Source organism: Gulosibacter sp. GYB002, assembly GCF_036577665.1.
Classification (GTDB): domain Bacteria; phylum Actinomycetota; class Actinomycetes; order Actinomycetales; family Microbacteriaceae; genus Gulosibacter; species Gulosibacter hominis.
Window position 1 is genome coordinate 12,854 of record NZ_JARBDD010000009.1, and the last position, 18,552, is coordinate 31,405.

At 61.9% G+C, this 18,552-nt stretch carries 21 protein-coding genes and 1 tRNA gene; 17 read left to right on the plus strand and 5 right to left on the minus strand.

Going from position 1 to position 18,552, the window contains the following annotated elements; translation table 11 throughout:
- Nucleotides 1–10: 10 nt before the first annotated feature.
- Complete coding sequence (gene mshD / locus PV375_RS05705; RefSeq protein WP_332106513.1) at nt 11–952, minus strand: mycothiol synthase; 942 nt, start codon at nt 950–952, stop codon at nt 11–13.
- A gap of 82 nt (nt 953–1,034) precedes the next feature.
- Here mshD and PV375_RS05710 point away from each other — a divergent pair, with 82 nt between their 5' ends.
- From PV375_RS05710 to PV375_RS05740, 7 genes are all read left to right on the plus strand, one after another.
- Entirely contained in the window at nt 1,035–1,334 is a 300-nt protein-coding gene (locus PV375_RS05710) for a hypothetical protein (protein ID WP_332106514.1), read from the plus strand.
- 764 nt (nt 1,335–2,098) lie between these two features.
- On the plus strand, nt 2,099–2,845 hold the full coding sequence (locus tag PV375_RS05715; RefSeq protein WP_332106515.1) for an FABP family protein: 747 nt from the start codon (nt 2,099–2,101) through the stop codon (nt 2,843–2,845).
- The gene (gene ygfZ / locus PV375_RS05720) at nt 2,842–3,993 is read left to right on the plus strand and encodes a CAF17-like 4Fe-4S cluster assembly/insertion protein YgfZ (protein WP_332106516.1); all 1,152 of its coding nucleotides are present in this window, start codon (nt 2,842–2,844) and stop codon (nt 3,991–3,993) included. Before PV375_RS05715 ends, ygfZ begins: the two co-directional genes overlap by 4 nt.
- A 110-nt stretch (nt 3,994–4,103) precedes the next feature.
- Entirely contained in the window at nt 4,104–5,066 is a 963-nt protein-coding gene (locus PV375_RS05725) for an ABC transporter ATP-binding protein (protein ID WP_332106517.1), read from the plus strand.
- Complete coding sequence (locus tag PV375_RS05730; protein ID WP_201518151.1) at nt 5,063–5,857, plus strand: ABC transporter permease; 795 nt, start codon at nt 5,063–5,065, stop codon at nt 5,855–5,857. The genes PV375_RS05725 and PV375_RS05730 overlap by 4 nt, the downstream gene beginning before the upstream one ends.
- 66 nt (nt 5,858–5,923) lie before the next feature.
- A complete protein-coding gene (locus PV375_RS05735; protein ID WP_332106518.1) occupies nt 5,924–6,661 on the plus strand; it encodes a hypothetical protein in 738 nt (245 codons plus the stop codon).
- 67 nt (nt 6,662–6,728) lie between these two features.
- Nucleotides 6,729–7,484, plus strand: a complete 756-nt coding sequence (locus PV375_RS05740) for a phosphoglyceromutase (RefSeq protein ID WP_332106519.1) — start codon at nt 6,729–6,731, stop codon at nt 7,482–7,484.
- 71 nt (nt 7,485–7,555) lie between these two features.
- Here PV375_RS05740 and phoU read toward each other — a convergent pair whose 3' ends face one another.
- Nucleotides 7,556–8,233 (minus strand): phosphate signaling complex protein PhoU, encoded by a 678-nt coding sequence (phoU, locus tag PV375_RS05745; protein WP_332106520.1) that lies wholly within the window; start codon nt 8,231–8,233, stop codon nt 7,556–7,558.
- 107 nt (nt 8,234–8,340) lie between these two features.
- On the opposite strand from phoU, the gene PV375_RS05750 reads away from it, so the two are divergent.
- Nucleotides 8,341–9,534 carry a sensor histidine kinase gene (locus tag PV375_RS05750; RefSeq protein ID WP_332106521.1) on the plus strand — a complete coding sequence of 398 codons (1,194 nt, stop codon included), beginning with the start codon at nt 8,341–8,343 and terminating at the stop codon, nt 9,532–9,534.
- A gap of 103 nt (nt 9,535–9,637) precedes the next feature.
- On the plus strand, nt 9,638–10,321 hold the full coding sequence (locus PV375_RS05755) for a response regulator transcription factor (protein ID WP_201518155.1): 684 nt from the start codon (nt 9,638–9,640) through the stop codon (nt 10,319–10,321).
- 63 nt (nt 10,322–10,384) lie between these two features.
- Here the strand turns inward: PV375_RS05755 and PV375_RS05760 are convergent, their stop codons facing one another.
- A complete protein-coding gene (locus PV375_RS05760) occupies nt 10,385–10,969 on the minus strand; it encodes a hypothetical protein (protein WP_332106522.1) in 585 nt (194 codons plus the stop codon).
- A 186-nt stretch (nt 10,970–11,155) separates the two neighbouring features.
- Between PV375_RS05760 and PV375_RS05765 the strand changes: the two genes are divergently transcribed.
- The 4 genes from PV375_RS05765 (at nt 11,156) to rlmB (ending at nt 15,359) form a co-directional block, all read left to right on the plus strand.
- Complete coding sequence (locus tag PV375_RS05765) at nt 11,156–11,638, plus strand: CarD family transcriptional regulator (RefSeq protein ID WP_201518157.1); 483 nt, start codon at nt 11,156–11,158, stop codon at nt 11,636–11,638.
- Nucleotides 11,639–11,739: 101 nt separating this feature from the next.
- Nucleotides 11,740–12,942 carry a 2-C-methyl-D-erythritol 4-phosphate cytidylyltransferase gene (gene ispD, locus PV375_RS05770; RefSeq protein ID WP_332106523.1) on the plus strand — a complete coding sequence of 401 codons (1,203 nt, stop codon included), beginning with the start codon at nt 11,740–11,742 and terminating at the stop codon, nt 12,940–12,942.
- Nucleotides 12,943–12,990: 48 nt separating this feature from the next.
- Complete coding sequence (cysS, locus tag PV375_RS05775; RefSeq protein WP_332106524.1) at nt 12,991–14,415, plus strand: cysteine--tRNA ligase; 1,425 nt, start codon at nt 12,991–12,993, stop codon at nt 14,413–14,415.
- Nucleotides 14,415–15,359, plus strand: coding sequence for a 23S rRNA (guanosine(2251)-2'-O)-methyltransferase RlmB (rlmB, locus tag PV375_RS05780; protein WP_332106525.1), 945 nt, complete (start codon nt 14,415–14,417; stop codon nt 15,357–15,359). Before cysS ends, rlmB begins: the two co-directional genes overlap by 1 nt.
- A gap of 89 nt (nt 15,360–15,448) precedes the next feature.
- Here the strand turns inward: rlmB and PV375_RS05785 are convergent, their stop codons facing one another.
- On the minus strand, nt 15,449–16,537 hold the full coding sequence (locus PV375_RS05785; protein WP_332106526.1) for an ABC transporter ATP-binding protein: 1,089 nt from the start codon (nt 16,535–16,537) through the stop codon (nt 15,449–15,451).
- A gap of 120 nt (nt 16,538–16,657) precedes the next feature.
- Between PV375_RS05785 and PV375_RS05790 the strand changes: the two genes are divergently transcribed.
- Nucleotides 16,658–16,733, plus strand: a tRNA-Thr gene (locus PV375_RS05790).
- Nucleotides 16,734–16,753: 20 nt separating this feature from the next.
- On the opposite strand, the gene msrB is transcribed toward PV375_RS05790, so the two are convergent.
- Nucleotides 16,754–17,164: a peptide-methionine (R)-S-oxide reductase MsrB gene (msrB, locus tag PV375_RS05795; RefSeq protein ID WP_332106527.1), complete on the minus strand. Its 411-nt coding sequence runs from the start codon at nt 17,162–17,164 to the stop codon at nt 16,754–16,756.
- A 116-nt stretch (nt 17,165–17,280) separates the two neighbouring features.
- Between msrB and PV375_RS05800 the strand changes: the two genes are divergently transcribed.
- The 3 genes from PV375_RS05800 (at nt 17,281) to PV375_RS05810 (ending at nt 18,527) form a co-directional block, all read left to right on the plus strand.
- Nucleotides 17,281–17,535 carry a DUF3263 domain-containing protein gene (locus PV375_RS05800; RefSeq protein WP_332106528.1) on the plus strand — a complete coding sequence of 85 codons (255 nt, stop codon included), beginning with the start codon at nt 17,281–17,283 and terminating at the stop codon, nt 17,533–17,535.
- A 29-nt stretch (nt 17,536–17,564) separates the two neighbouring features.
- On the plus strand, nt 17,565–18,140 hold the full coding sequence (locus PV375_RS05805; protein ID WP_332106529.1) for a LytR C-terminal domain-containing protein: 576 nt from the start codon (nt 17,565–17,567) through the stop codon (nt 18,138–18,140).
- Between the two features lie 174 nt (nt 18,141–18,314).
- Nucleotides 18,315–18,527, plus strand: coding sequence for a cold-shock protein (locus tag PV375_RS05810; RefSeq protein ID WP_201518166.1), 213 nt, complete (start codon nt 18,315–18,317; stop codon nt 18,525–18,527).
- Nucleotides 18,528–18,552 lie beyond the last annotated feature (25 nt).

Consider the following 18,552-nt stretch of genomic DNA (forward strand, 5'->3'; position numbering starts at 1 on the left):
GCGCGTCCTTTCAGTTCGTGGCGCTGCTTGTCTCAACTGTAGTTCGGTCGAGGAAATACTGAACATCCAGACGCTCAGTGACAAACCCGAGCCGGCGATAAAGCGACATGGCCGGGGTGTTGCTGCCGTCGACATAAAGAATGGCGCGCTTGGCGCCGCGCTCGAGGAGGCGGTTGAGCCCGGCGTTCATGAGCGCGCGACCGAGCCCCTGGCCGGCAAGGTTCGGGGCGACACCGACCACATAGATTTCGTATTCGTCACCGTTGATTTTGCACCAGCAATAACCGGCAAGCTCATCGTCGGAGGTGAGCACCAAAAAATCTTCCGAATTGAACCAGGGCTGCCGCATCCGAGCCTCAAGATCCGCCAGCTGCAGCCGTCCTTGTTCGGGATGCGCCGCAAAAATTTTGGCGTTCAACGCAACCCAGGCGCGAGCATCCCGGTCAGCATCGAAAGCGCGAATTTGCATCCCAGCCGGAAGTTCTGGCTGCGGTAGGGGAGCGTGCAGCGGCAGCGCCAGAACATAGAGCTCGCGAGTGGCGGTGGCGCCGAGCGAGGCGGCGAGTTCGCGAGATCCGGGCAGGCTGCCGTGCGCCCACACCTGTAGCTGCGGTGTCGCGTGGGTGGTGAGTAGGGACGTGAGTTCGCGGGCGAGGGCGGTGCCGACTCGGCGGCGTCGGGCATTGGGATGCACGACCAGCTCGGCCATAATCGCCTCTTCGGCGTGGGCCGCGGTATCGACGTGAAACAGGGCCACGCCAAGTAGCGAACCGGATGCATCCCGTGCGGTAACTGCCTGCCGCTGCGCGAGATTGAGGAGGGTTTCTTCGTTGAAGGGCGGGAGGCCGTCGGTCTCGGTTGCCGTGCGGGTGAGCTGCTGGATCTCGGCGGTCAGTTCGGCAGCCTCGCCGGCTATTGCAATGGTGAACTGCTGCCCGGAATGCTGCGCCACGTTGCTGCTCCTTCGCATCGAAATGATGGTGGTGTGAACATGCTAGGTGTTGTGGGTCATGGCGGTGCGGCACAATTGCGGTATGGATACTGGCCCGCTGACCAAACGTGAACGCGCATCCGTGGGGATTGCGTGGGCGCTCGCGCTGCTCGCGGCGATTCTCATTGGGGTGCTCGCGGGGCGTGACCGTCAGCTTGCCTGGGTTTCAATCGCGATGCTGATGCTGGTGCTTGTGTCGGCGCTGCTGCAGCTGATCGTCGCCAAGCCGGCCGGCTTCATCCACCGCATGTCGCTGAGTTTGGCCGGTGCGGCGGTTATTCTGGCGCTGGCCTCGCTGGTGTTTGTGCTTACTGGCGCATCCGGATTCGTGACAGCTCGCTAGCTGCACTGCTGGTCAGCCCAGCCCTGGCCGAGTGTCCCGGCCAGCTGCACTGCATCCCTGCTCGCTGCCCGACCTAGCCAGCTGCACTGCATCCCTGCTCGCGCTGCCTGTCCCGGCCAGCTGCCTGTCCCGGCCAGCTGCCCAGCCCAGCTGCCTTGCCCGGCCCAGCTGCCTTGCCCGGGTACTGCAGATTTTTGTTTCCTGGCCTCAGAATTTTGTTTCCTGACATCAGAATTTTGGCTGCAAAACCCGGAGATAACGGTGTTTTTCTGCCAAATCGCCGCATTGTGCAGCCAGGAAACAATTCTCCGCAAAAAACTGCAGTCAGGAAACAATTCTCCGGCGCAAATTGCAGCCAGGAAACAAAATTCGCATGTGAAGCAGACAGCTGCAGGCGCCTGTGGGCAGAGGTAGGCAGATGCAGGCAGATGTGGGCAGGGGCAGACAGCTGCAGGCGTCTGTAGGCGGAGGCGGGCAGATGCAGGCAGGCGCAGGGGATGCAGGTCGGGAATGGCGCGGAGGGTGCGGCATGGCATCGGCTAGACTGAAGGCATGGATGCAGCGATGTTCTTCGAGATTCTGTTCATGGGCCTGCTCGGTGCCGTAATGGTGGGCATCGTTGGCGTTTCGATTGCCGTGATCCGCGGCCTGTTCAAGGGGCAGAGCTAGGCACCACTGCCGGCTTTCACGCCGCTTGCTCACCGCGCACACGACACGCGCGACGGAGCACTGCGGCGTGCAGAATGAGATTTCTGGGATGAGCGATGTTTGATATTCCCACTGATCTGCCACCCGAACTTGTGCCGCTGACCTGGCTCATCGGCACCTGGGAGGGCGAGGGCATGGTCGAGTACGAGGTCGACGGCAAGCTGCGGATGCATCCGTTCCACCAGCGCGTCGAGTTCACCCACAACGGCCAGCCGTTCCTCGAATACCGTTCGCGTTCGTGGCTGTTGCCGGACGGATCCAGCGACGCTGGCGAAACCAGCGAACCCGGCGCCGAAAATGGCGCCGCTGAAGGAACCGAAAAACCGTTCCTCCCCGAAGGCATGGATGCGCTCATGCCCAAGGGTCCGTCCGTCACCCCTGCCGCATCCGATGAGCTTGACGGGCTGTTGCCGCTGACCAGCGAAATGGGTTTTTGGCGCCTGGCTCGCCCGCGCGATGCCGGCGACGTGGGGCCGGGGATGCTCCCGCCGAGCGATAGAACCTCGTACCCGAATGCTGATGCAGTCGAAGAGTTGCGCAACGACCAAAACGGTTTCAACCTTGAGGTGACACTCGCGCATCCCACCGGCGTGAGTGAGCTTTACTACGGCATGATTCGCGGGCCGCGCGTTGATCTGGCAACCGAGGGTGTTGTGCGTTCATCCGGCAGCGAGGAGTACCGCTCGGCCACCCGCATGTACGGCCTGGTGCAGGGGCGGATGTTTTGGGCGTGGGATATTGCCGCTCTCGGCGGCGAACTCGCAACCCACGCCTCGGCGCAGCTGACGCGGGTGTCAGCGTGAGCAATAGCCCGTTTTTGCGGCTTCCCGGAGCTGTTGAAGGTGTGGTGCCCGATGCGGGAGTGGCCGCGCACTACGGCGAACCGCTGCGTGAACAGCGGGCGTTGGCGCGCGGCGCCGCTGCTGTGGACGCGAGCCACCTCGGGGTTGTGCGCGTGGCGGGCCCTGACCGGGCCGACTGGTTGACTTCGCTTTGTACGCAAGTGCTGACGGTTGGCGGGCATGGTGAGTCGCTCATCCTCTCGCCCCAGGGGCGCATCGAACATCAATTCGCGTTTGCGGATGATGGCGAGTGCACCTGGCTGATTACAGAGCACGATGGTGCGGCACCGCTGGCTGAGTTTCTTAACCGGATGCGGTTCATGAAACAGGTGGAAGTTACCGATCTATCCAGCGAACGGTTTGTGTTCGCATCGATGGGCGGGATGAATTTGCTTGATGGTATTTCGGATGCGGTGGTGTGGGACGACCCCTGGACCGGCATCGCCGCGGGAGGCACGCAGTACGCCGCGATCGCACCCGACGAGCACCCGGGCACGCGATACCGGATGCGGTTCACGATCGTGTCGGCCGAGGATCGCGATCGGCTGCTGGCGGCAGCGCGTGCGGGTGAGCTGACGATGGCCGGAATGCTCGCGCTCGAAGCGCTGCGAGTTGCCGCGTGGCGCCCGCGGTTCGCGCGTGAAGTTGATGAGCGGGCGCTGCCGCATGAACTCGACCTGCTTCGCAGCGCCGTGCACCTCAACAAGGGCTGCTATCGCGGGCAAGAGACGGTCGCCAAGGTGCACAACCTCGGGCATCCGCCGCGGCGCCTGGCGTTTCTCGATCTAGATGGGATGGACGGCCGGCTCCCAGCCCCCGGTGCGCTCGTGCGTGACGGCGACAAGCCCGTTGGACGCGTCACGAGCACGGTGCTGCACTACGACGAGGGGCCGATTGCGCTGGCGCTGCTCAAACGGAACGTCGATCCGCGGGCGGCGCTGCGGGTTGATCTCGACCTCGCCGCCCAGGTTGCCGACGGTGCTGTCGCCGAGTCGGAGGCCGGTGCGCCCGAACAGGTGGATGCGTACCAGACGGTGATTGTCGCGCCCGATGCCGGTGACGCCGCCCAGATGGCCGAGCTGCGCCGAAAATTTCGCGGCCAGCGCTAGCTGCCGCGCGCATCCGGGTGCTGCGGGCGGTCATCCACCTGAAACAGTCATTGTGGCGTTCGTAGTGGCTCGTCCAGCCGCTGTTTACACTCACTGTGCACGATTGCACTATGAGCGACACAGCACGTCCTGCGAGCCCAAGAGGTAGCGCCGGCCATCATCCGCCAGCGCTGCAAATTACCAACCTGGTCAAGTCGTTTCGAAAACCCGGCGGTGGCCGGTTCCGCGCAGTGGACGAGCTGTCACTGACCGTTCCGAGTGGCGAAATTGTGGCTTTTTTGGGGCCGAACGGTGCCGGTAAAACCACCACGCTCGATATTGTGTTGGGACTCACGCAGCCCGATTCTGGCGAGGTGCGCGTGCTCGGCGAAACCCCCGACGGGATCGTGCAGCAGGGGAGGATAGCTGCGGTGTTGCAAACCGGCGCGCTGCTGCCCGATCTGAGCGTCAAAGAGACGGTGCAGATGATCGGCGCGCTGTATGCCGAAACCATCGGGGTGGATGAGGCACTGCGTCGGGCGGGGATCGAAAAGATCGCCGGCCGCAAAGTGTCAAAATGCTCGGGCGGTGAGCAGCAGCGGTTGCGTTTTGCATTGGCGCTGCTGCCCAACCCCGACCTGTTGGTGCTCGACGAACCAACCGCGGGGATGGACGTTAATGCGCGCGGTGAATTTTGGGATGCGATGCGGGCAGAAGCGCATCGTGGCCGCACCATCATCTTCGCCACACACTATTTGAAAGAGGCCGAAGACTTCGCCGAACGCATTGTGCTGATTGCCGATGGCAGGCTCGTCGCCGACGGTGCGGTTGGCGAGATTCGCGAGCTGGCCGGTGGTAAATCGCTCACCGCCCGGCTTGATGGCGCTACCGAGGCGGAATTACAGGCGGTGCCCGGGGTGCAGCGGGCTGTGCGCCTCGACCCGCAGCGCATCGAACTCAAATGTGATGATGCGGATGCTGCGGCACGCTATCTGCTCACCAACACTGCCGCGAGCGATATTGAGATTCGTGCGGCCAGCCTCGACGAGGCCTTTGAACAGCTCACCGCCCACGACGACAGGGAGCAATCATGACCACCGAAACGCCGCGTCGCGTGCTGAACCTGCGCTATATCGGGTTTGATTTGCGCCGCAATTTGCGGATGTTTACCAACCTGTTTTTTGTGATCGTGTTGCCGGTGGCGATGTTCATCATTTTTGGCACCATGTCGGATTTTTCGAGCACGACGCTTGAAAGCGGTCGCGGTAATATCACCGCGAGCATCATGGTGTCGATGGGTGCGTATGCTGCGATCACCGCCACCACATCGCTTGCCGGATCGGCAGCGGTTGAGTTGCAGCAGGGGTGGGGGCGTCAATTGGGGCTAACCCCGTTTTCGAACGCAGGCTATATCACCAGCAAGGTGATCGTTGCGCTGAGCTACGCGATTTTGGCCATCACTGCCGTGTACATCGCCGGCGTAATTGTTGGCGCGAAGATGGACGGCTGGGTGTGGGCAGCAACCGCCGGCCTATTGCTGGTGGGCGCGATGGTGTTCGCGCTGTACGGTCTCGCTTTCGGGTTGCTGCTGCGCAGTGAAGCTGCGGTGGGCGCTGCCAGCGGTATTGTCGTCATCCTGATGTTTCTCGGCAACGCTTTTGTGCCGCTGAGCGGATTTTTGCTGCAGTTGTCGGTGTTCACTCCGGTTTGGGGAGTGGTGCGCTTGTCGGCGTATCCGCTCGATCAGGGTGTCTATTTTGACGGGAACGACGGTTCGCCCGTGCACTATGAGCTCTGGCAGATGGTGTGCAACCTGGCAGTGTGGGGCGCCATCTTTGCGGCGCTGTGTGTGATCGGAGTGCGCCGCGGAACGAGTCGCCGTTAGTGAATGGATGCTGCGTAGCAGCTAGCATTAAAGCAACCCGGTAGGCGATGGCGGTGTCGAGGCGACATGGTTTACAAACGACTCTTCGTCGGTGTGCTTGCAATTGGGCTGGCGGTTTCACTCGGCGGCTGTCAGCGGCACGACTCGCAGTCAGCGGCCGAGAACTCGGTGAGCGCGGCGCCCACACAAAGCAAGTCGGGCGCGCCCGAAAGTGCCGGCGATGGCGGCGTAGCAACAGATGCTGATGGGCATCATGCAGAGGCGACCGAAAGCACCGCGCAGGCCGTTGATATCACCATCCCCGATTGCCCCGAGATGAATCCGCTGGCCCAGGCTGAGCACGAGAGATTCATGGAGAGACTGCCGGAAGATAGAAGATACGACTCGCGCGCGAGAGAAGTGAGTAGCGAAGAGTTTTCACAAAAGGTTGGCCCGGCGGCTGGAAAAGCGCTTGCTTCAGTTGAAAAGTATCGAGGATGCCACTGGGCCTTTTCACTCGGTACGCCGGTGTTCCAGATCGACGCTGAGTTAAAACCGGAGGCAAAAGCCGCACTCATCGCGGCGCTGCGCGACGACCCCGATTTTGTCGAGATGGAAAGCGAATCGCACGGAGCTCAGCAATTTGAGTATTACGTGGTGCATGAAGGGGCAGGCTCAGAAACTGTTTTCCACACCTTTATCGGCGACATGTGGATCTGCTTCGCCGTCGCCAGTGATTCGATGCTCGGCGACTACGGCAAGGTTTATTCAGAAAGCGCGCTGGAGGCGCTGGTCGAGGCGAACCCTGGGCTCGGTGAAGGATAACCTCGGTCGCGGGGCGCATGTCACCTACGCGCTATGCGCAGTCACCCGACCCCGATACGCTAGAAGCATGAATGCACCGCTTACGCTCATTCTCGTCCGCCACGGACAGAGCGAATGGAATGAAAAAAACCTGTTCACCGGTTGGGTCGATGTCGAACTGACCGAAAAAGGCCGGGGCGAGGCGAAGCGCGCCGGTGAACTGATCCGTGAATCGGGTCTGATCCCCGATATTCTTTACACTTCGCTGCTCACCCGTGCGATCGACACCGCAAATATTGCGCTGAAAGAAGCCGGCTTTGCATGGATCGACGCCAAGCGTGACTGGCGCCTCAACGAGCGCCACTACGGCGCGCTGCAGGGCAAGAACAAGGCCGAGGTGCGCGATGAGTTTGGTGAAGATCAGTTCATGATCTGGCGCCGCTCGTACGATGTGCCGCCGCCCCCGCTCGCCGACGACAACGAGTGGTCGCAGGTGGGCGAGCGTCGCTACGCAAACCTTGGCGACGACATCCCCCGCACCGAATGCCTCAAGGATGTGCTCGAGCGGCTGCTGCCGTTCTGGGAGTCGGACATTGTGAGTGATCTGCGTGCCGGCAAGACCGTGATGGTCGCGGCACACGGTAATTCATTGCGTGCCCTCGTGAAGCACCTCGACGGAATCGGTGATGACGAGATTTCGGCGCTGAACATCCCCACTGGTATTCCGCTGGTGTACGAGCTCGATGCCGAAACGCTCAAGCCGATCTCGACTGCACGTTACCTCGACCCCGAAGCTGCTGCGGCGGGCGCCGCAGCTGTCGCCAATCAGGGTGCCCAGAAGTAGTCAATACTAAGCAAAACGGCGGGTCCGGTTCGAACTTGAACCGGACCCGCCGTTTCTATGGTTGTGGCCGCCTACTCGGCTGCGGCGCCTTCCTGCAGGTAGCGCATCCGCTTAGCGATGGCGACCGCGTGGTCGCTGAAGCGTTCGAAGTAGCGGTTCGCGAGGGTCGCATCCACCACCTGCTCGGCGGGAACCGAATCGTCGACTGTCGAAAGACCGTCGAGCACCTCCTTGTGGAGGGCGTCGTTGGCGTCGTCGCTGGCAATAATTTCGTCGAGCAGCTCCGAATCTTCGGTCTCGATCAGCTTGCGTACCCGCTCAGCCTGCGCGACGCAGAGCTCGCCCGCTTCACGGAAGTGTTCGCGCAGCGGCTCGGGCGAAACTTCGACGGGGAAACGCATCCGAGCAAGCTGGGCGATGTGGGCGGCGAGGTCGCCCATGCGCTCAAGCGAGCTTGCAATACGCATGGTCGAAACAACAAACCGCAGGTCGCGAGCCACCGGTGACTGCAGCAGCAGCACCTCGATGGTGAGATCATCGATGAGTGCGGCGGCCTCGTCAATTTTCATGTCATTGCTGATGACCTCATCGGCAAGCGCGACATCCGAGGTCTGGAAGGCGCGGGTGGCGTTACGGATGGCGTTTACGACACCGTCGGCAACCTCGATGAGACCGGTCTGGATATTGGCTAGTTCTTGCTGAAAAACCTCGCGCACTGAAAACTCCCATTTGATTGCGATGTTGGACATCAACGGATGCGGTGAGCCCATATGGTGCGTGCCCAATCCGTGACCTGGAGTAAGTTAGCGGCCCAAAGTGACGTTTCGGTGAAAACCTCGCCCGTATCCTTGAACACATGCATGTCGGTGCCGCACTTTTCATCACTTTTCTTGTTGGGCTGATCATTGGCGTCGCCACAACTGCGGTAACCATGGTGATGGACCGCAGGCGGCAGAACCTCGCCGAGCTGCTGGAACCCCGGCTGAACGATTCGGTGATTGAAGTGCTCAAAGCACTGCCACAAATGGCAATCGTTACCGACCGTTCATACAACGTGGTGTGGGCATCGCCCGGTGCGACCGTGAAAGGTTTGGTGAGCCGCGATAACCGGCTCACACCGCGACTGCAGGCGGTAGCGCAGGTCGCCTGGAGCGCTGATGACCATAGTGAAACGCAGCTAATGCTGCCGCGCGGCCCCTACGGTAGTGCTGCGATTACCGTACGCATCCGCGCCAACCAGCTCTCGCCGCGCTACCTCATCCTGCTGGCTGAAGATCTCACCGAGGCGATCCGCGTGCAAGAGGTGCGCCGCGATTTTGTGGCTAATGTGTCGCACGAGCTGAAAACCCCGATCGGCGCCGTAACACTGCTTGCAGAAGCCATCGGTGAGGCCTCCGATGACCAGGAGCAGGTGGAGTATTTTGCAAACCGGCTGCTGATTGAGGGTGACCGGCTCACCCGTCTTGTGCGCGAAATTATCGATCTTTCGCGCCTGCAGTCAACCGATGCGATGGCGGAGGCTGAAGACGTCAATATCGCCGATGTGGTTTCAAACGCCGTCGACCAGACCGTGACCATCGCCGAAGGTAAGTCGGCCACCGTGAGCGTGCGGGTTGATCCCGACCTGGTGGTTTGGGGTGACCCGCGCTTGTTGGTCATGTGCATGCAAAACCTCATCACCAACGCCATCTCGTATTCACCGGCCGGCTCGCGAGTGGGCGTCGGCGCCCGCAGGCAGGGAGATGTGGTGGAGATTTCGGTGACCGATCAGGGCATCGGCATTTCGGAGGAGGACCAAAAGCGTATTTTTGAACGCTTTTATCGCGTCGATTCGGCGCGCTCACGCAACACTGGCGGCACCGGCTTGGGGCTCAGCATTGTGCGTCACGTGGTTGAAAACCACGGCGGCGATATTGCCGTCTGGTCGCAGTTAGGCAAGGGGTCGACCTTCACGGTTCGACTGCCGCTGATCGAAGCTTTCAAGCCCGGCGTCGACTCGGCGGAAGCGCCCAAGATCAATCCGATTCCGCTATCGGTGCCGGAGCAGTAAACATCCCACACCCGTCACGGTGAATGCTCACCGATGGCGATTACACCACGCGGAAGAAGGCAGAATTAACCTCCGGTTAGCCTGCTGTATGCACAATGGTTGTGTGACACGAATTCTCATTGTTGAAGACGAAGCCTCCCTGCACGAACCGCTGTCGTTCCTGCTGAAACGGGAAGGGTTCGATGTAGAGGTGGCAGAAGATGGCACCGAAGCGATTGAAATGTTCGATCGGGACGGTGCTGACATGGTGCTTCTCGACCTCATGCTGCCCGGGATTCCCGGTAGCGAGGTGTGCAAGCAGATTCGCATGACTTCAAATGTGCCCATCATCATGCTCACCGCAAAAGACAGCGAGGTCGACATCATCGTGGGGCTCGAACTCGGCGCCGACGACTATGTCACCAAGCCCTATTCGACCCGTGAGCTGCTTGCGCGCATCCGTGCCGTACTGCGCCGCAGTGAACAGGCCGAGAACGACGAGAATGACGGCATTGTGGAAGTGAACGATATCCGTATGGATGTCGACCGACACACCGTCACCGTGCGCGGTGAACTGACCCAGATGCCGCTGAAAGAGTTTGAGCTGCTCGAATACTTGCTGCGCAACGCTGGCCGTGTGCTCACCCGCGGCCAGCTCATCGACCGTGTTTGGGGCCCCGACTACTACGGTGACACGAAGACGCTTGACGTGCACATCAAGCGCATCCGTTCGCGGATTGAAGAGACCCCGTCATCACCGAAGCTGCTGGTGACTGTCCGCGGTCTCGGCTATCGCTTCGAGGGCTAAGCAAAACATTGCGGGGCGCATCCGAACTGGATGCGCCCCGCAGCGTTTTAGGTCGATCATCGACTACTCGTTAGTCTCCTCAGCAGGAGCCTCATTTTCGGTCGCCACCGGGGCGGGGGCTCCCGTCTCGTTGGCTGCGTCGCTGGGCTGAATCTGGCTGGGAGCGAGAGTCTTGTACTCGTCGAGCACATTCTCGGGGTTGTCAGCGCCAAGCACCGGCACCGTTGCGGTCGCTTCACTGTCGGCCGAGCGGAAGGTCACATTGACAGTGTCACCCGAGCGGAACTTGCCGGTAACGATCTGCGCGCCGGCCTCGTCGAAGCCGACCTTGACCAGGCCCTTGTTTGCGCTGGTCTTTTCGACGGGGATGCTCACGGTTGAGCCGCCTTCAATGGCAACCTCGAGGGTTGCAGGGGTGTCTGACTCGGTAACGACGCTGAGCACGAGGTTGGCCTCGTTCACATCTTGAGTGTCGGAGTCGACGATGAGCAGCGCATTGCGAACCTCGAGATCACCAACGGATGCGTGCACGCCGTCGCTGGCGGCATATTCCATGGTCGTGCGCTGTGGGCTGATGAGGTTGCAGCCGGTGAGCCCCGCCGCGAGGGCGAGGGCCAGTGCGGATGCGGCGACGGCGCGGAACTTCACTGCAGGAGCCTCCCGTAGAAATGTGCGAGCGAGCAACACCTTCAACTGCCGCGCTCACGTGGTCAACCTTCAGCGTAGCCGATTGTGTGACCGATTCGTGTCGTTCGGTTGGGGCGGTTGATTCAGGCGGGGAATACTAGCACCAATTCGTGGTAAAATTGACCACTTAGGAAGGAGACCCTGTCTATGAATCTTGAGGTCGGAGAGACCGTTGTCTACCCCCACCATGGTGCGGCGACAATCGAAGAAGTCAAGACTCGAGTCATTCGCGGCGAAGAGGTGACCTTTCTGAAGCTGAACGTTGCCCAGGGCGACCTGACGATTGAGGTCCCCGCCCACAACGTCGAGCTGGTCGGTGTGCGTGATGTGATCGATGACGCTGGTTTGCAGGAAGTGTACGACGTGCTGCGTGCGCCGCTTACCGAAGAACCCACTAACTGGTCGCGTCGATACAAATCGAACCAAGAAAAGCTCTCATCGGGCGATGTCATCAAGGTTTCAGAAGTGGTTCGTGACCTTTGGCGTCGCGACCAAGACAAGGGCCTGTCGGCGGGTGAAAAGCGGATGCTCGCGAAGGCTCGCCAGGTGCTCGTCTCAGAGCTCGCATTGGCACAAGACACCGACGAAGAAGCCGCGAACGAGCACCTCGACAAGGTTCTCGAGTCATAATCGCTCGCTGAACCGGCCGCTGTTTCAATACGGCACAACCGCTTTGTGAACCCGGCTTCGAGAACTTAGTCTTCGAAAACCAAGTGGACAAACAAGCTGTAATGCAACGACCACCGCGCACCGGCGTGGTGGTCGTTGCTGCTGGCAGTGGCACGCGCCTGGGGGAGGGGATGCCGAAAGCGTTCGTGCCGCTTGCCGGCGAGCCGATGCTGGCGCACACGCTGCGCGGGCTGCGCCAGCTTCCTGGCCGCATCGCGGTGAGCATCTCGGTGCCGGCCGGAGACACGGCGCTTGCCGCGCTGGCACAGCAGCTGGCGGCCGACGCGTTGGCCCCGCTAGGTGCGCGGCTCGAGTCGCTGTCGGTGGTGGATGGTGGCCAAAGCCGCACCGAATCCGTCTCGCGCGCACTTGCGCAGCTACCCGAATGCGATGTGGTGCTCGTCCACGATGCCGCCCGCGCACTCACCCCCGCATCCCTTATCGCCGAGGTCGCGGGCGCGGTGCGGGCGACCGGCACCGGAATCATCCCGGTGCTGCCGGTTTATGACACCGTGAAAGAAGTGTCCAGCGATGGCCGCGTGATCGGCACCCCCGACCGCTCAACGCTGCGGGCAGTGCAAACCCCGCAGGGGTTTCCGGCGGCGGCGCTGCGCGAGGCGTACCGACTGGCCGACAACCAATCGGCAACCGATGATGCCGGTACGTTCGCGCAGGCCGGCGGTGAGGTGCAGACCATCGCCGGGTCGCCGATGGCGTTCAAGGTGACCACACCGGCCGACCTCGCCCGCGCAGAACAGTTGCTCGCGCATCCCGAAACCGCCAGCGACCCGCTTGCTGCCCTGCGAGTGGGTATCGGCACCGACGCGCACGCCTTCGACACCGACTGCGAGTGCTGGCTTGCCGGGCTGCACTTTCCCAACGAACCAGGGCTTTCCGGTCACTCAGACGGGGATGCGGCGGCGCACGCCATCGTGGATGCGCTGCTGGGCGCTGCCGGGCTCGGCACTATCGGCTCGCGTTTCGGTACCGCCGATCCTCGATATGCGGGAGCCAGCGGTGAAGTCTTTTTGCGTGGCACGGTCGAGCTGCTCGCCGAAGCCGGATGGCGACCGCTCAATGCATCCGTACAGGTGGTGTGCCGTCGGCCACGATTCGGCGACCGGATCTTTGAAGCCGGGCGAGTGCTGAGCGAATATGTTGGCGCGCCGGTTTCGGTTTCGGCCACCACCAGCGACGGACTCGGGTTTACCGGACGCACCGAGGGCGTATTCGCTGTGGCCGTAGCCACCATCACGCGCGCATAGCGCGATTGCTCGCGCGGGTGCCGGGTGTGCCCAAGTAGAATCGGCTGCGTGATGCAACGCCTATATGACACCCGCCAGCAGCAGCTCGTTGACTTCACGCCCCTGAACGAGGGCGTTGTGACGATGTATGTCTGTGGGCCGACGGTTCAATCAGCCCCGCACGTCGGGCACCTGCGATCGGCGCTGGTGTACGACCAGATCCGGCGCTGGTTTGAACGCACCGGGCTGCGCGTGGTGCTCGTGCGTAATGTCACCGATATCGACGACAAGACCCTCGCGAACGCCACCGAACACGAACCCTGGTGGGCGCTCGCGTACCGGGTCGAGGGCGAGTTCAATGCGGCCTATCGCGCTTTGCGGGTGCTCGCGCCCACCTACGAGCCGCGGGCAACCGCATCCATTCCAGAAATGCAAGCAATTATTGCGCGGCTAATTGAGCGCGGTCACGCCTACCCGGCCGAGGACGGCTCGGGGGACGTGTACTTCGACACCGCCAACTGGGCGCACTACGGAGAGCTTACTCATCAGCAGGTGGGAGATATGGAAGCCGGTGACGGGCCTGTGCGGGCGAAGCGTTCACCGCAAGACTTCGCTCTGTGGAAGGGGCACAAGCCGAATGAACCCGAGTCGGCGGCCTGGGAATCTCCCTGGGGTAGGGGCCGGCCCGGCTGGCATATTGAGTGCTCGGCAATGTCGACGAAATATCTCGGTAACGAGTTTGACCTGCACGGTGGCGGTCGTGACCTGCGTTTCCCGCACCACGAAAATGAGCTCGCCCAATCGCGCGCCGCGGGCGACGGATTCGCCCGCCACTGGTTGCACAACGGGCTGGTTTCGCTCGGTGGCACCAAGATGTCGAAGTCGGTGGGCAATGTGGTTTCTGCCCGGCAGCTGCTTGATGAGCACCGCCCGATCATCGTGCGCTATCTGCTTGGATCGGCCCACTACCGTTCCACAATCGAGCTGTCCGAAGATGCGTATCGCGAAGCTGAGGCCGGGTTCGAGCGCATCGAAGGGTTTTTAAAACGTGCCGGGCGAGCGGGAGCAGACCTGAGCACCCATGCATCCCTTCGCACCAGCCATATTGTTGTGCCGGAAGCCTTCACGGCGGCGATGCTCGACGATTTCGCTGTGCCACAGGCCGTGGCAGCGATTCACGAGGCTGTTACCGCGGGCAACCAGGCACTCGACGCCGGCAACACCGACGAAGCTGCGCGGCTGGCGCTGCAGGTGCGGATCATGCTGGATGTGCTCGGCTGCGACCCGTATGCGGAAGAATGGGCGGATGCATCCGAAGACGGCGACACAACTTTCGCCGCTCTCGACACCCTGGTTCGGGCGCTGCTGGAACAGCGTGCGCAGGCCCGAGCCGATAAAGACTGGACCACCGCCGACCGGATCCGCGACTCGCTTGCGGCTGCCGGAATCAACGTGGAAGACACCCCCAACGGGGCACACTGGAGCGTGAACTGATGAGCAACACTGGCAAAAAAGGGAAGCCCCGCAAGGGGACCGGCGGTCACGGCCGCAAAGCGCTCGAGGGCCGCGGCCCAACTCCGCGGGCCGAAGACCGCCACTGGGCGAAAGACCGTCGGCGCCGCGCAGCAGCCGAGGCAAAAGAGCGAGCTAAAGCACGTCCACAGCGTCGTCGCCCCGCCATGCCCGATGGTGTTGAACTCGTGACCGGACGCAACGCAGCGGTCGAAGCGCTGCGCGCCCAGATCCCGGCAACCACGGTTTATGTTGCCCAGCACATCGAGGTCGATGACCGGATTCGCGAAATTGTGCAGCTGGCTGCCAAACGCAATATCCCAATGCTCGAAATCACCCGTCCCGAACTTGACCGGATGGTGCCGTTCGACACCATCCATCAGGGGGTGGCGATTAAGGTGCCCGCCTACGAGTACGCCGACCCTGTGGCCCTGCTACAGGATGCGATTTCGCGCGCCCAGGTGCCGCTGTTCGTTGCGCTCGACGGCGTTACCGACCCTCGCAACCTCGGCGCCATTGTCCGCTCGACGGCAGCGTTCGGTGGCCAGGCTGTGATCGTGCCGCAGCGCCGCTCGGCGGGGATGACCGCTGCGGCCTGGCGCACCTCGGCGGGTGCAGCAGCGCGGCTTCCGGTGGCGCTCGCGGGCAACCTCAACAACACCATCGCTGATTTCAAACGTGCAGGGGTGTTCGTGATTGGGCTCGACGGCGGGGGAGACGTGCAGCTGCCGGGGCTCGACCTGGCCACCTCGCCGCTGCTGATCGTTGTTGGTTCGGAGGGGAAGGGGCTTTCCAGGCTCACCGCCGAGCTGTGTGACGCGATCGTGTCGATTCCGATCGATTCGGCCACCGAATCGCTGAATGCGGGAATCGCCACCTCGGTTGCGCTCTACGAGGTGTCTCGACTGCGCGCCGCTGCCGAGTAGTAGCGAACAGTGTTTCGGCCGTCAGCGCCGGTTGGGGCGTCGGTGGCAGCACCATTGATTGCGCGCCGCTGCCGGGCAAATGAATGTAGCTAGACAGCGGGGGAGACTCGGTTACCGGTTTCGGTATCAAAAAGATGCACCCGCTCGGGATCTACGCCGATGCGCACGCTCGCACCGCGTTCGGGGTGATCGCGGCCCGTGCGACGTACCACCACCTCGGTGGGTGCTTCGCCGGAGCCACCCAGCTGCGCCTTGCCATACAGGTAGGCAACGGAGCCGAGCTCTTCAAGAATCTCAACAGTGAAGTCAATACCGGGCTCGTCGGCGGCGACAATTCGGAAATCTTCCGGTCGCACGCCGGCACGCACCGGACCGTCAGCGTGACCCGCCGGTAGCGGCACCGATGCATCCCCAAATTGGAGGGCACCGTTGCGAACCTCAGCGGTCCACACGCTCATCGCCGGCGATCCGATGAACCGACCGACGAACTCGTTGGCCGGGTGATCGTAGAGTTCTCGCGGCGTGCCAAGCTGCTGCAGTTGACCATCATTGAGCACCGCGATGCGGTGGCCCATGGTCATCGCCTCGGTCTGGTCGTGCGTGACATACACCGTGGTGGTGCCGAGTTCGCGCTGCAGCGAAGTGATCTGGGCGCGGGTCTGCACGCGCAGTTTCGCATCCAGGTTTGACAGCGGTTCATCCATCAAGAACACCTGCGGGCGGCGCACGATCGCGCGGCCCATCGCCACGCGCTGACGCTGACCACCCGAAAGATCTGAAGGCTGTCGGTCGAGGAGATCTTCAAGATCAAGCATCTTGGCAACCTCGCGCACACGCGCCTCAATCTCGGCCTTTGGAGTTTTTCGGGTGCGCAGCCCAAACCCCATATTGTTCGCCACTGTCATATGCGGGTACAGCGCATAGTTTTGGAACACCATCGCAATGTCGCGATTTTCGGGGGCAGTGTCGGTGACGTTCTGATCGCCGACAAAAATTTCGCCCTCATCCACCGGGTCGAGACCGGCGAGCATGCGCAGCGTCGTTGACTTACCGCATCCCGACGGGCCGACCAGCACGAGAAACTCGCCGTCGGCAATTTTTAGATCGAGTGCATCCACGGCATTCTTGCTTGCGCCGGGAAAGCGGCGGGTTACGCCTTTGAACGTCACTGCAGCCATAGGGATACATGCTAGCTGGCCCGGCCTGAGCGGCTGTCGTTGTTACGCGGGCGTGTAATACAGCGCGTGGTCGACGGCTGGTAACGCAAGCTGCGCAAGACGGGCTAATATTGACGAGATGCCCGCTTAGCTCAGTTGGTAGAGCAGCTGTCTTGTAAACAGCAGGTCGCAGGTTCGAGTCCTGTAGCGGGCTCCAAGGGGAAAGTCAGTGGCCCGCTACTGCGAGACCTCGCCATCGGGCACAAACCGCAGCGCCACCGAATTCATGCAGTAACGGTTGCCGGTAGGGGTGCCAAAACCGTCGGGGAACACATGCCCGAGGTGCCCGCCACATTCCGCGCAGCGAATTTCGACCCGCCGCATCCCCAGCGAATTGTCTTCGTGTTCGGTGACCGCCTCGGGTCGCAGCGGCTCCCAGAAACTGGGCCAACCGCACCCGGCGTCGAATTTCGTCTCTGCACGAAACAGCTCATTGCCGCATCCGCGGCACACATAGTGACCCGCATCCCAGTGCTCGTTGTATTCGCCGCTGAAGGGCGGCTCAGTGCCGGCTTCACGCAACACGTGGTAGGCGCTGGCGTCGAGGATTTCGCGCCACTGTTCGTCGGTGCGTTCGGATGCGTTCACGGCACTCGCTTTCGGCAGGGGAGAAAAATGGATGCTTCGCACGATACCGCGCGGCAATTGATTTGCGCCGGGCGGTGCGGAGTAAACTCAAAAAACATGCTCGCGGAAAGGAGGCGATGATGGAATTGACCGAGCTAGAACTACAGCTGCTCGCGTTCGAAGAATCGCATCCGCAACACACACGAGCGAAAGAAGACCTGCTTCGGAGAGAGTTCGGGTTGACATCAGCCCGCTACTACCAGACCTTGAGTACGCTGATTGACACGCCCGCTGCGTTGCGTGCCAACCCGCTGTTGGTGCGCCGCTTGCAGCAGCGGCGAGACGAAATGCGTGCGCGTCGTTTCGGCACCTCGGCACGGTTAGCCCAATAATCAGGCAGCCCAGTAAAGGATTCACGAGCTTGGCGAACTACCCCAAAGATCGATTCGATGAGTTTCCGAAGTCGGTGCAGCGTCGCGGTGCCCACCGCGCCCCGCGCACACGGCTTTCGAAACTTGGCTCGTGGCTGATTGCGCTGGCCTCGGTGTTGGTGCTGGTGGCGATTGGTGTTGGGGTCATGTGGGCGATCGACCGCCAGGTGCAGTTCACCGCCTCGCTCGGCAGCAATAAGGCGCAGCCCACGCAGTCAGCGTCGGCCACACCCACGCCGACGCCAACTCCGACCGAAACCACTCCCGAACCAGACAAGACGATGCCGATTACGGTGCTCAACGGTGAGGGCTCGGGCGGCCTGGCCACCGCGGGTAGCGATTTGCTGACCGCCGAAGGTTGGACCATTGCCGATGTGGGTGACGCCGATAGCTACGACAACCCGACCACCATGGTCTATGTCGCTTCAGAAGAAGAACTGCCCACCGCCGAGGCCGTTGTTGCGACGCTCGGGTTCGGGGCGGCTGCCGTGAACACCGACTATGCCGCGCCCGGCACCGTGGTGGTTGTGCTCGGGGATGATTCGCTCGGTCTGATCTCGGGCTAGTGCTCCCCGGGCAGCTCGATGCGACGCTGCCGAGCGCCCGATGAGATTTTCTTAACGTTCAACTGGTGCTTGCCGTACAGACACGAGCGGCACACCTGGATGGCATACGTTCGACCTGTTAGTGCCGCTTGTTGATTGTGCGGCGGCAAAAATAGACGACAGGATGGATGGCCCATGGCAACCGGAACAGTCAAGTGGTTCAACGCCGAGAAGGGCTTCGGATTCATCACCCCTGATGAAAAAAATGCGCCAGACGTGTTTGTGCACTACAGGTCGATCGAGATGGATGGCTTCCGCACCCTGGATGAGGGACAGCGGGTGGAGTTCAACATCGTTGACGGTCCGAAGGGTCAGCAGGCCGAGGATGTTCGAGTAGCCAGCTCGTAATTGCGGCGGCAGCGGCGCGGTGTCT

Excerpts from the sequence above, each read along its gene's own strand:
- PV375_RS05810 (WP_201518166.1), top strand. The coding sequence starts at position 18,315 with ATGGCAACCGGAACAGTCAAGTGGTTCAACGCCGAGAAGGGCTTCGGA.
- PV375_RS05735 (WP_332106518.1), top strand. The coding sequence starts at position 5,924 with ATGGTTTACAAACGACTCTTCGTCGGTGTGCTTGCAATTGGGCTGGCG.
- PV375_RS05765 (WP_201518157.1), top strand. The coding sequence starts at position 11,156 with ATGAATCTTGAGGTCGGAGAGACCGTTGTCTACCCCCACCATGGTGCG.
- PV375_RS05785 (WP_332106526.1), bottom strand. The coding sequence starts at position 16,537 with ATGGCTGCAGTGACGTTCAAAGGCGTAACCCGCCGCTTTCCCGGCGCA.
- PV375_RS05800 (WP_332106528.1), top strand. The coding sequence starts at position 17,281 with ATGATGGAATTGACCGAGCTAGAACTACAGCTGCTCGCGTTCGAAGAA.
- PV375_RS05730 (WP_201518151.1), top strand. The coding sequence starts at position 5,063 with ATGACCACCGAAACGCCGCGTCGCGTGCTGAACCTGCGCTATATCGGG.
- PV375_RS05740 (WP_332106519.1), top strand. The coding sequence starts at position 6,729 with ATGAATGCACCGCTTACGCTCATTCTCGTCCGCCACGGACAGAGCGAA.
- PV375_RS05750 (WP_332106521.1), top strand. The coding sequence starts at position 8,341 with ATGCATGTCGGTGCCGCACTTTTCATCACTTTTCTTGTTGGGCTGATC.
- ispD (WP_332106523.1), top strand. The coding sequence starts at position 11,740 with ATGCAACGACCACCGCGCACCGGCGTGGTGGTCGTTGCTGCTGGCAGT.
- rlmB (WP_332106525.1), top strand. The coding sequence starts at position 14,415 with ATGAGCAACACTGGCAAAAAAGGGAAGCCCCGCAAGGGGACCGGCGGT.
- phoU (WP_332106520.1), bottom strand. The coding sequence starts at position 8,233 with ATGTCCAACATCGCAATCAAATGGGAGTTTTCAGTGCGCGAGGTTTTT.
- PV375_RS05715 (WP_332106515.1), top strand. The coding sequence starts at position 2,099 with ATGTTTGATATTCCCACTGATCTGCCACCCGAACTTGTGCCGCTGACC.
- PV375_RS05710 (WP_332106514.1), top strand. The coding sequence starts at position 1,035 with ATGGATACTGGCCCGCTGACCAAACGTGAACGCGCATCCGTGGGGATT.
- PV375_RS05725 (WP_332106517.1), top strand. The coding sequence starts at position 4,104 with ATGAGCGACACAGCACGTCCTGCGAGCCCAAGAGGTAGCGCCGGCCAT.